At 53.6% G+C, this 11486-nt stretch carries 9 protein-coding genes; all 9 read right to left on the bottom strand.

The window, feature by feature from the left end; translation table 11 throughout:
• Positions 1 to 185 precede the first annotated feature (185 nt).
• Positions 186 to 1034, bottom strand: coding sequence for a response regulator (locus HQL52_14165; GenBank protein ID MBF0370594.1), 849 nt, complete (start codon positions 1032 to 1034; stop codon positions 186 to 188).
• 164 nt (positions 1035 to 1198) lie between these two features.
• Entirely contained in the window at positions 1199 to 2164 is a 966-nt protein-coding gene (locus tag HQL52_14160; GenBank protein ID MBF0370593.1) for a flippase-like domain-containing protein, read from the bottom strand.
• Positions 2161 to 3390, bottom strand: coding sequence for a DegT/DnrJ/EryC1/StrS family aminotransferase (locus tag HQL52_14155; protein ID MBF0370592.1), 1230 nt, complete (start codon positions 3388 to 3390; stop codon positions 2161 to 2163). The genes HQL52_14160 and HQL52_14155 overlap by 4 nt, the downstream gene beginning before the upstream one ends.
• 92 nt (positions 3391 to 3482) lie before the next feature.
• Positions 3483 to 4961, bottom strand: coding sequence for a radical SAM protein (locus HQL52_14150; GenBank protein ID MBF0370591.1), 1479 nt, complete (start codon positions 4959 to 4961; stop codon positions 3483 to 3485).
• A gap of 109 nt (positions 4962 to 5070) precedes the next feature.
• Positions 5071 to 6315, bottom strand: coding sequence for a glycosyltransferase family 9 protein (locus HQL52_14145; protein ID MBF0370590.1), 1245 nt, complete (start codon positions 6313 to 6315; stop codon positions 5071 to 5073).
• Entirely contained in the window at positions 6305 to 6592 is a 288-nt protein-coding gene (locus HQL52_14140; protein MBF0370589.1) for a hypothetical protein, read from the bottom strand. The genes HQL52_14145 and HQL52_14140 overlap by 11 nt, the downstream gene beginning before the upstream one ends.
• A 347-nt stretch (positions 6593 to 6939) precedes the next feature.
• On the bottom strand, positions 6940 to 8550 hold the full coding sequence (locus tag HQL52_14135) for a hypothetical protein (protein ID MBF0370588.1): 1611 nt from the start codon (positions 8548 to 8550) through the stop codon (positions 6940 to 6942).
• A gap of 118 nt (positions 8551 to 8668) precedes the next feature.
• The gene (locus HQL52_14130; GenBank protein MBF0370587.1) at positions 8669 to 10258 is read right to left on the bottom strand and encodes a glycosyltransferase family 39 protein; all 1590 of its coding nucleotides are present in this window, start codon (positions 10256 to 10258) and stop codon (positions 8669 to 8671) included.
• Positions 10245 to 11486 (bottom strand): diguanylate cyclase (locus tag HQL52_14125; protein ID MBF0370586.1); only part of this gene is annotated, 1242 nt, incomplete at its 5' end. The genes HQL52_14125 and HQL52_14130, both read right to left, overlap by 14 nt.

Raw genomic sequence — 11486 nt, 5'->3', positions numbered from 1 at the left:
ATCAAAGGATTAAGATCAAAGGATTAAGATCAAAGGATTAAAATCAAAGGATTAAAATCAAAGGATTAAAATCAAAGGATTAAAATCAAAGGATTAAAATCAAAAGAAAGACCTTGGAGAGGAAGAATCCTCCCCAATCCCCTCCTCTTTTTTTTTAATAGTTTAAATCAAAAGCCTGCCTGAATTTACAACACACCTTTCAACACCTCCAACCGCTCCTCCAATCGCTCCACACTGGAAAAAATAAATACGCGCTTACCATTTTCCGGAAAAGAATGACAACTCACAAAACATGCCATAGCCGCCGTCTCCAAAGCCCCAGGCTTGCGCAGTAAAAGGATCGCCCCCCCACCATCCTGAGCCTCCACAAGAGCATCCGCCCAACGTCCAGCTGCCCCCCTCACAAAAGGAGTGCCATCCGTGTTGACCAATAACGCCCCCAAATGATCATAATGACGATTAAAACCCTCCGTGGCAGAAAAACCCAAAAATTGCAAAAAAGGCCGGTTTAAATGCTCCACCTGACCCTGCTGAGAAACCACCACCACAAATTCAGAATGAATGTCAGTCAAAAAACGCGTATAACGGTCGTTTAAAGTGCACTCCCTGCGACGAGAAACCAAACGAGCAGATTTGGTGATGGCATTGATTAAAAAACCAGGATCAATCGGCTTCATCACATACCGATCAATACCCATGTCAAAGGCCCGCATAAAAGCCTCTTCATCACTGTAAGCCGTGGTGACAATAATAGGAACTTCCGGATCAATCTCCTGAATCGCCTGGGCCATGTCCAAACCGTTCATGCCAGTCATGAGTAGATCGGTGATAATAACGTCCGGCTTTTTTTCTCGATAAACTTCAAGCCCCTGAGAACCGTTTTCCGCCAAATAGACCTCCCCCACCCGCAGAGAAAGAAATTGAGCCAGCTGCTCGCGGATCTCTGGATCATCTTCCACATAAAGCAGCGACAGAGATCTCAAAAGTTCCGTGTCGGAGGTCAATCCCTGAGTATGCTTGGAGTCCCCTGCCATACCTTGCTCCCCTTTGCTTGACCACCTGTTTTAATCGGGTGGGTGGATATCAGCAGGCCCGATGCGACATGGAGTCAATCCAAGCCTGAGGCTATCTTTATTTTAGAGGCCGATTTTTCGATTCGGCACCAATCAATTCGCCTCATTATCGGCTTTACCGAGTGTCAGTCCAGTATTTGTTTTTGTATATCCACCAATCTGGCCATTCTTTGACCCGCTAGATTGCCGATCAAAAGCCAAGCCCACATGGTGAAAATCCGAAAGAGAAAGGCCGAAAGAATGGCAGTATCCAAAGGAAGATCAAGATAGGTAAGAAACCCCACCAGAGAGGCTTCGGTGATGCCCAGGCCGTTGGGAACCATGGAAAACAATCCCAGCAGAGCACTGCCAGCCACCACAAAAAGAGCCTCAGTAACCGAGAGAGGCTGATGAAAACATTGGGCGATGGCATAAAGCACCAATCCCATGGCGAGCCAGGAAATCCCCTTCACCAAAGCCAAAGGCAGCACCAGCCGCAGCTGCAACAGGTTTTTGATCGACTCTTGCAACTCGTGAATGCCAAAAGCCATCTCAGCCGGTACAAAAGGACGAATCACCCGCTGCACCCACCCCTGCAGGTGGGGATAAAAAATCACCGCAAACACCACCCCACAGGCAATACTCACCAAAAGACCAATCAACCCGGCCGTCTTCCAAAGCCCCAAAGAACCCAGCCCCAAAATGGCAATCAAAGTGGCAGCCAAAAGATCAATCAAAGCCGCATTGCTCTGGACAGCCACACCCAGGCGCATGGGAATATCCCACAAAATCCGCAAAAACCACGCCCGGCTGAAGGTACCTACCTTGGCTGGCAATAAATCCACCGCAAACCCGGCCAGAAAAGGGGTGAGAGAAGCCACTGGCTTGGCTTGGGGATAAACCTCACGCAGCAATATCCACCACACCAAAAAATCGATGGCCACATCCAACACGGCAAATCCCACCGCTGGCAACAGCCACCAGCCGTTGACCCGCTCCAGCATCGACCAATCCTGCACCAGCCCATCCCGCATGATCAAACCGAGCACGATAGCCAGGAACAGAACAAATCCCCAGCGCAGCAAGGTAAGCGTGCGGGAAGTGGCGGTCATTGAGGGGAACCCTCTTGGAGAATACCTTTGAGGGTGGCGGCAATGCGTTGCAAATTATCTTCAGAGAGGCCCGGATAGGAGGGCAGGTGGATCAGCTCCCGATCAGCCCGTTGGGAGGTGGGGCAGTGGTCGTCTGTGGTAAATATCGCCGTGCAATCCCGCATATAGTGGCGCTTGGTATCGATCCCTTGGGCCAGGAGTTTGTGGCTCATCTCACCCAGGTTGGGCACCAGAGCCGAAAATAGCAGCCAGTTGGGGGTATGGTGGGGTGCCACCGGGGCATGGATGGGGAGGGCTCCCGAAAGGGCCTGGCTGAGGCTCTGGGCGGTGCGGGTGCGTTCGGCGTTGAGGGCAGTGATCCCTTCCAGCTGGGGGAGGGCCAGGCGGGCCTGATAGTTGGTAAATTGATCGGAACGCCCCTTCATGTTGATATCCGACCCCACATAAGCCGAACCCAGCACATCTTCTGATTTTTTCACCATGGAGAGCAGCCGCAGCGCCGGATAAACCCCCAGAGAAAAGAGCGGCGGCAGGGTAACCAGGGCCTCAAAGGTGGATTTGGCCAGCCGCTTCAATATCTTGGAGGTTTTGGGCAAGCTCCCCTGATCCCGGGCGTGGCGGAGCTTTTCCGCCAGCTGGTCATCGGAGGTGGTGAGCATGCCGCCACCCAGGGCATTGATGCATTTGGAGGTTTCAAAGCTGAAATAACCCACATCCCCAAATGCACCCGCCAAGGTATCTCCCACTTTAGCCCCACAGCAGTGGGCGCAATCCTCAATCACCCGTAGCCCCTTGTCCCGGGCAATGGCCATGATCGGTTCGATATCACAGGGGACTCCGAATAAATGGGTGGGAATGATCCCCCGGGTTTGGGGGGTGATGGCCTGGGCCAACAGCTCCGGATCAAGCCCCAGCTCCGGTAGGCGGATATCCACAAAACGGGGGCGAAACCCCAACGCTTCGATCACAAACGGAACAATGGGGTAGGTAAAGGCCGGGCAGATGATTTCCGCTCCCGGCTCCAGGTCAAAGCTTTCCAGGGCATATTTCAGCCCAGCCCGCCCCGATGGAATGGCAATGGCGTGGCGAGAGCCGATATATTGAGCAAATCGCTCCTCCAGCACACCCACCTGATCCCCTTCGATAAGCCCACCTGTGAGCAGCTCTCCCAACACCATGGGCCAGCTGGCAGGAGAGAGCAAAACGCGTTGTCTGGGTATGGCCATGGAAAAGTGCTCCAGGGTATGCCTGTACCTGATCGTTCAGGCGGTTCTTGATGGATCAAGAGCGACGCCAGCGATCAGGATGAGTTGATGGATCAGGGTGATTTTAAATCCGGAATCGATCGTTTGCCCACCACATCTTCCGGTTTGCGCAGGAGATAAAAAAGCGCCCGCACAATCAAGGGCAGGTCGTTCATCGCCAGGGGTGGGAAATAGCGCAGTCGCTGGCGCATGAACAGCTTGAGATAGTGCCAGGAAAAATAGTAGCTGTGATAAAAGCGGTTGCGCAGCTCCAAAAGCCGTTCATCGCTGACCTGGCTCATGTTGCGATGGATGGCGTTATAGGAGGAAAAATCACCAAAAGCGCCCAGGCTGTCCTGGTTGGGATCAAAAAAATCGGTGCCGGGATAGGGGGTGCAAAAATGGGCCTGCACGGTGATCGCCTGGGCTGAGAGGGCCAGCTGGATGGTCTCCTCGATTTCAGCCTCTGTTTCGCCAGGGTTGCCGATCATGAAAAGCAGCCGCAGCATGAGCCCTTCTGCGGTGGCATTTTCCAGGGTTTCCCGAATCCGGGCCACCCGGACCCCTTTTTTGAGCACCTTTAAAACCCGGTCGCTTCCCGACTCAATTCCCAGGCTCAACCCCACACACCCAGCCGCTTTCATCTTTTTCATGAGGGGTCGATCCAGAAGATCCGCCCGGGTCTGTACCACCCATTTGACTCCAAGATTCCGCCGGATCAGTTCATCACAGATTTCGCTGACATACCCCCCGTCCACCGTAAAGCAGTCATCCTCAATGGAAATGGCGTTGACCCCATGGCGAGTGGCAAGGTGTTCAAACTCATCGGCCACGCGCTTGGGGCTGGTGTGGCGCATGGCTCGGCCAAAGGATTGCCGATGGTCGTGGCTACAGAACGAGCAATGGTAGGGACAGCCCCGGGTGGTGAGGAGATGACCCCAGCGCACCCGGCGAAAAATGGGCACTGGAAAGGAAAACTTGCGATAGCGTTTCAGGTCGAAAAGGTGATAGTCGATCAGAGGCAGCTGGTCGAGATCCTCCAGAAAGGGGCCTTTCGGGGTTTTGACCAGGGTTTCGGAGTCGCTATCCCAATAGACCAATCCGGGAATGTTTCGCCAGTCGGAGCCTTGAGCAAGGGCGGTCATGACCACGCCTACCGTCTTTTCACACTCCCCGGCAAGACCAATTTCAAATCCGGAGTCGTGGGTAAAGAGTGCCTCCGGGAAAAAGGTCGGAATAGCGCCGAAGGCCAGGGTGCGGGGGGATATTTTGTTGAGTAGGGCGGCGTTGATCTCTTTCAGAGCGGGCAGCACCCCGGTGGTGCAGTCGTAGAGGATCGCCTGGGGGTTCAGAGCCAAAATGTGGGCGAGGCTTTTTTCCAGAGACCAGCCGTTGGCCCACAGGTCGAGCACCGTTACTTGGAAGCCTGCTTGGTTGAGGATGGAGGCGGCGTAGGCGGTGGTGAAGGGGAGGGTGATGTCGTGGGGGTGGTGGTTGGCGTAGCCGAAGTAGGGGGGAACCCTGAGAAAAAGCACTTGGTTGATTGTTGTCATGGCTGTCCCATCGTCCAATGAATCCCTCGCTTCCCTGCGCTTTTCCCCGAAACCATTATGGCGGAATAGGCCAAATAATTTCAATCACTTTCAGATTGATGCCCCGATGCTATGGGCGCTGTCCCCCCAAGGAGCGGGCCTCCTGAAGCAACTCCTTGGCATGGGACAAAACCATTTTCGGGGTCAACAGCTTCAGGCACACCGGATCGTTGCAAGGGGTTTTGCGGTGGTTGGCGGCGCTGACACAGGGGGAGCAGGCGAGCCCGGCATAGAGGGAGGTGGTGCGCCCCAGGGAGCCGTAAAGTTTGGGGGTTTCCGGGCCGTAGAGGGCGATGGTGGGCATTCGGCTGACTGCTGCAAAATGGTTGGGACCGGAGTCGTTGGTCACCATGAAGGCCGACTGGTGATAGAGTGTCGGCATCTGCCCCAGCTTGAGGGCTCCGGCAAAATTGATGCAGCGGGGGTGATTGATTTTTTGGCAGAGGCTTTCGTGGGCGCTGATTTCTTCAGGCCCCCCGGTGAGGAGAATCAGAATCTCTTCCCCTTCTTTAAGTAGCTGTTGGATCAGGGTCTCAAAATAGTCCCGGGGCCAGCGCCGTTGGGGGAGCAGGCCGCTGGCTTCGGGGTTGATGAGGACGATAACCTGGTGGCTGGGGTCAAAGTCAGGATGGCGGGCGCGGACGGTCTCCTCAACCGAGGCGATCTCCTTCTGGCTGGGAAGGTGTTGGCCGATGGTGAGTTCGGCTGGATCGATCTGGACCTTGACGTAGGGGTGTTCCGGGGTGGGGCGGGTCAAGGCCAGGCTCAGGGCGAGATAGTTTCCGGCGATATGCAGGTGGGGATTGTAGGCCACCATATGGGTCAAAAAATCACCGATATAGAGCCCTTCGGTGAAAAAACCATGAAACCCCACCCGTCTGCAAGCTCCGCTCAACCAGGAGAGCAGGGCGGAAAAACGGACAAAAAGTTCCAGATCCACCACCGTATCGATCTGGTTTTTTCGGCACCAAAAAATAAACCGAACAATATCCACCAAAAAGTGCACCGGATGGCCCTGCCGAATGGTAAAAATCCGCTCCGGGGCGATCATGGGAATCAACTCCAGGGAGGAGCGATTGTGTAGCAGGGTGAGGAAATAGAGCTCCCCTTGAAAATGATCCCGGGCTTTTTTCATGGCGGGGGTGGCGAGGAGAATCCCCCCCATCTCCGATAGCCCCATGAAGAGAATCCGTTTGACCGGAGGTGGGGGCTGGTGGGAGCGGAAAATGGCTGTCAGGCGGCGGAGGAGGCTACCCAAATAACAGAGGGGCAAACCGATATAGAGGTCGATAAAGCGCAGTCGATCAACATTCATGGGTTTCAGATCCGCGCTGGTTGGTAAAAGGAGCAGACTGGGCCAAGTGGGTCAGATTTTCAATGCATTGCCGATCGATGTGCAGGCCCAAAAAAACGTAATAATAGCGATCTTTGGCGATGACGAACAGGGGGGCTTCCGGTTGCATCAAGCGTGCGACCCGTTTTCCAATGGTGATGAGTGTCGGCTTCCGGCAGATTTCAACAAAGGTGGGTTTGCCAGTGGTTCGGGGTGTAGGTGAGGGGGGGTAGAGGACAAAACCGGCAGGCGTAGTCATACGAATTCTGGTTCAAACGATAAGCTTAAGGCCATCGTTTGAACTTCATTCAAAACCGAAAAATTTGCCACCCAGAGCACAGAGGCCACAGAGGAAAAGCATGAAAAACAGCTGAACACTCCGACCACTACCGGGCACGCGTTTTGGCTCGATTTTGGTTTTCTCTGTGTTCTCCGTGTCCTCTGTGGCTAAACGTTATTTTTGTTCGACTCACCTGTTGAACCGGAATTGGTATCAGCTGATCTCTGTGAGATCAGGCGGGAGGGGGGAGTCCAGGCAATCATCATGGGGAAGAAAATGGGGACAGGTGAGTAAAAAAACACCTCCAGCCCCATGGGTTCCTGATTTTAGGGCTTCATGCCGTCCAAACGTTTGGTGTCGATGACATAAAAGGAGCCGAGTTTGAATTGTGAAAGTTGCTTTGTATGTTTGGAAAGAAAAAAGTGGGGGCGATTTTTTTTGATCTGCTCTTTGATAAAATCGTTGAATGGATTGAAATAAAACCGCTTCCGGTTGAGGCGATGAAAATCCCTCCGATTCACAATGAGATAGTCAATCTGATATTTATCTCGAAAGGCGATGAGTTCCGAGAGGCGGTTGGTGTAGTAGGCGCTGTAAAAATCTTCGGTGCGCTCTTTGATGGTTTGCCAATAATTGACAAACCAGGGGGTTGCCAGCTCGTAATTGATCAACACCTTGCGGGCGGCAAAAAGGGGAATATCGTCAGCCAGATAGGGGGGGGCGGCGAAGAGAGCATCTTTGGGTAGGGTCATGAGATAGAGATAGAGAGGGGCCTTGGGGCTGTAGTCGTCGAAATCCCCCCCGGGGATAAACTCTTTTCCATAAAAATGGACCGCAAAGACCATCACCAGCGCCAACCCGGCATTTCGGGAGAGGGGCGTGGGCAGGTTGGAAATAATCCGCCCCAACCCCAGGCTGATGATGAAAAAAATGATGAATAAAAACGAATAGCGAAAATATTTATAGGGTAAATAGAGGGTCAGCAAAAATGGATAGGCGAGTTCATAAAGCAGCCAGCCGCAGCCCATGTAGAGCCAAAATTCCAGGGGGATATCGAGTCCTCGCCTGCCGAGAAAGAAAAAAATCACCAAAAACGCAAGAATGATGAAAGGCTCATCCAGCTTGTCGAGTACTTTTTCATGGTAGGGCTCGGGGGGGAGGATGGGGGTGTGGCCATATTGGTAGGCACCTGGATGGTTGATGGTCTCCTCATGGTTCATCAACCGGCCAAAGCGGTCATCTGGGGAGAGATATTTGGGGAGGATGCAGGGAGCGGAGAGAAGTATGGCACCCATGGCATAGAGCATGATTTTTTGGCGGGGAATATCGATGGGCTTCCAGGTGATGCGGATCAAGACCCAAAAAAAATAGACGGTTGAGTTGATCAAAAAAACGATGGGGTAGAAAAGAGCGGTGAGGGGAAAAAGCCAGAGGAGATGGCCGAGCCTTCGGGTGGTTAAAAGATAGATAAATAAAATGGCACTGGGATAGGCAAAGGTGCGAGAAAAACCGGCGTTGAAATTTTCCATATGGTTGGGCAGGGCCAGAAACGTGAGCGCGAACAAAAATCCGGCATAGGGGCCGTTCAAGTGGTTGCCCAGCTGAAAGAGAAGAATACCCGTCACCGTGAAGAGAAAGAGGGGGATGAGCTTTTCCAGCAGGAAAGGATCCATGAAATGGCTGGCAAAGGTGTAGAGATATTTGGGCCCCAGAGCTTCAAAATAAATCGCATAATCAGTCAAAAGATCGTTTTGCAGCAGCTCGGGATCCACCAGCCGATGGAGCCAGAAAATATTGGCCCGGGCATCATCCGTTTGCAGATAATCGTTTAAAAAGACAGGATAATTTCCATACACCACCAGCCCAAAACTGCCCAAGATGGTGAGCCAGAGGAAGGGGCGTTCAGCGGTTTTGAAAAAGCTTCGGAGTTTGTTCACAGGCTCAGAGGTGCTCAGGTGCTGGGCTGGGGTTGTTCCTGGATGATTCAACCTGAATCCGGCAGCTGGTTCATCCCCTTATGGGTCGGGGGTATCCTTGCCGGTTGGATGGGAAAAATCAATCACTCTCTTTCGATCCATTCAACCTTGAGGGGGGAGGAGGGACACTGTTTTTTCGGCGGATGTCGATCAGGCGAATGGTGGGATTGCTGAAAGCGAAGGCGCGAAAGGCGGGTTTGAAGGTGATGGTCGGATAGTTTTGAAAGAGGGCTTCGTAGCGTTTTTGAATGGTGTAGACCGATGGGTTTTGATGGGGGAGCCTGCTGCCGACCTGGTAGCGATCGTAGAGAAAGCTGGAAGCGGCCAGATAGTGGTAGCCCTTTTTGCGGGCTTTTTGAATATCCACATCGGTGATGGAGCGCACATCCCGTTTTTCGGCGGCATACATCTCAAAAAGCGCTCGCTCTCCCCTTTCTAAAAGCCAGGTTTGAACGTGGGCGCGGGTGTCCCGATTGAGGTGAGCCAGTAGATTAACGGTATCGTGGAGGGGCCAGAGCAATAAAAAACCAGCCAGGAGTGGGGCGGATATTTTCAGCTGCAAGCGCTCTTTGGCGATCCGTTCAAGCTCTACCAACAGGCGAAAACCAAAATAGATCAGCCACGGCACCAGGGGAATCACATAGCGCATGAAGTCGGGAAAGGGTTTTAGCGGGGAGGCTTCGATGGTGAGATAAAAGCCTATGATCCAGACCAACAGCAGCCGCTCCCGGAAGGTCAGGTAACGCCAACGCCACACCCCCCAAATAATCCCAATCAGCCCCGGCCCCAGCAACCCCCAGGTGATTCCCGGCAGCAGGCTTTCGCTCAAATGAAAACTGAAATAAAAAGGCCCCGGGGGAATGACCACATCCCGATGGCCTGCCAGGGCGTGTTGAAATTCATAGCCCGTACCTCTGAGAAACCCGGAAAAGTCTTCAAACAGGGGATAGTTGATGCCAAGAAATACCAGTGCGGCGACAACCATTGCCAAGCCCGCCAGCTTGAAATAAGCCACGCCACCACCCTCGGGAGGCGCGCCCCCTTCAGGTTGATTGGGAATAAACAGCGGACCAGCCAAAAACAGCGGCAGCAGCACAAGCCCCTTATATTGAGCTGAGAGGGCCAAGCCCAACAGGAGCCCCATCTGGATGGCGGATTTTGGGGAGGGTTTTTCCAGATGGTTCATGAAAAAGAGGAAAAACCCGGCAGCAAATGCTGCAAAGATCATATCCTCTTTCAGATAGTGGGCATGGATGACGATGGTGGGGGTGATGGCCAGGGCCAGGGCAGCCAAAAAGGCGAGTCCTGGTTCCAGCAGCTGCCGAAAGATCAAAAAAACAAAAAAGACCAGCAACGCCCCATAAAAGGCGGTTGTGGTGCGCCCCAGCTCGGTCAGCTCCTGGCTTCCCTCAGTCGATTGGATCAGACCCGCCAGACGAACGGTTTGCAGCATGCCGATGGGGTGGAAAAAATTGTATTCCTGGCTTTCGATGGCGCGGATTTTGGAGCGTTCGTCGATGTGATAGCGGTGGGAAAAGTCGTTGTTGATCAGGTTGATTGAGAAAGAGAGCAGGACCAGGAGCAGGGCTGGCAGCCATTTGTTGTGGAGGAATCCACCAGGGGCCTGGAAAGATCCGGCAGCTCCAGGTGGATGGTCAGGCTTTGTCACCGGCCTCATTCGGTGTTGTGTCGGTTGTTGTTGGGCTATCCAAGGCGACCGCTACCTGGTCGCGCCCCATCTCTTTGGCTTGATACAAAGCCCGGTCCACCCGCTCCATGAGCCCACGCAGGCTCTCCTTGGGGACAAAACGGGCCACACCAAAACTGCAACGCACGCTGTCCGCATGGGGAAAAGTGGCTTCAGCCACCGCCTTGCGGAGTTTTTCTCCCAAAATGCGCGCTTGCTCCAGATCACTTTCCGGGGCCACTACCAAAAATTCATCCCCTCCCCAGCGGGCCAAAAGCTCTGAAGCGCGAATGTTTTCCTCGATCACCTTGGTTAATTTTTTCAGTACGTCATCCCCCGCCTGATGGCCGTGGGTGTCGTTGATGGTTTTGAAATGATCGATGTCAAACAGGATCACTGAGAGGGGGTTGCCGTGGCGGCTGGAGCGGCCCATCTCACCCGTCAGCAGCCCCTGAAGCCGAGCCCGGTTGTAAACCCCGGTCAGCTCATCGGAAAAAGCCTTCTGCTCCAGATGGCGCATTTGGTGTTCGATGTGGGTGATGTCGGAGAAGGATAAGATGGTCTTACCTTGCTCCGGCAAAAAATTGGTGGTGAGGGAGTAGGGCCTGGGGGACTCTTCGTTGGCGTTGGGTCGCGCCAGGTAAAGAATGGGAAAACGGTCCGGCTCTTCGAGAAAACGCTTCAGCCAGTCAGACCCCCACAAGCGGGAGAGGGGGGTATATTCCGGGGTGTAGAGATGATCCCCGGGATCGGTATGGGTGCGCTTGAGATCCATGGGGTGGGATATGCCGAAAAATTCCAGAAAAGCGCGGTTAAAATATTCGATCTCCCCCTCCGCTACCACCATGAGCAGATTGGGCTGAATATCCAGCACAAAGCGGACATATTGATCTGCCAGCTGCCGTTCCCGAAGCCGCCAGAAGGATTTGGCATATTTTAAAACCACCTGGAGCAGCTGAAAGGGATTGGTGGGCTTCAGAACAAAACGGTCGATGCCGATTTCGATGGAGCGCAAAAAATAGTCGTCGTCGTTGTAGGCGGTGGTGACGATGATGGGCAGATCAGGCTCGGTTTCCCGAATGGCCTGAGCCATGGCCAAGCCATCCATGATGGGCATGAGAATATCGGTGACGACGACATCGGGCTTTTCATTGCGAAAAACTTCCAGCCCTTTTTGGCCGTTTTCAGCCACCAGAAGCCGCCCCACCCG

This window comes from Magnetococcales bacterium, assembly GCA_015232395.1.
GTDB lineage: Bacteria > Pseudomonadota > Magnetococcia > Magnetococcales > JADFZT01 > JADFZT01.
The sequence above is the reverse complement of the archived record's forward strand: the minus strand, read 5'-3'. Positions and strand labels throughout refer to the sequence as shown.

Bases quoted from the DNA above. Each gene is read 5' to 3' on its own strand.
- HQL52_14165 (MBF0370594.1), bottom strand. From the start codon at position 1,034: ATGGCAGGGGACTCCAAGCATACTCAGGGATTGACCTCCGACACGGAA.
- HQL52_14160 (MBF0370593.1), bottom strand. From the start codon at position 2,164: ATGACCGCCACTTCCCGCACGCTTACCTTGCTGCGCTGGGGATTTGTT.
- HQL52_14155 (MBF0370592.1), bottom strand. From the start codon at position 3,390: ATGGCCATACCCAGACAACGCGTTTTGCTCTCTCCTGCCAGCTGGCCC.
- HQL52_14150 (MBF0370591.1), bottom strand. From the start codon at position 4,961: ATGACAACAATCAACCAAGTGCTTTTTCTCAGGGTTCCCCCCTACTTC.
- HQL52_14145 (MBF0370590.1), bottom strand. From the start codon at position 6,315: ATGAATGTTGATCGACTGCGCTTTATCGACCTCTATATCGGTTTGCCC.
- HQL52_14140 (MBF0370589.1), bottom strand. From the start codon at position 6,592: ATGACTACGCCTGCCGGTTTTGTCCTCTACCCCCCCTCACCTACACCC.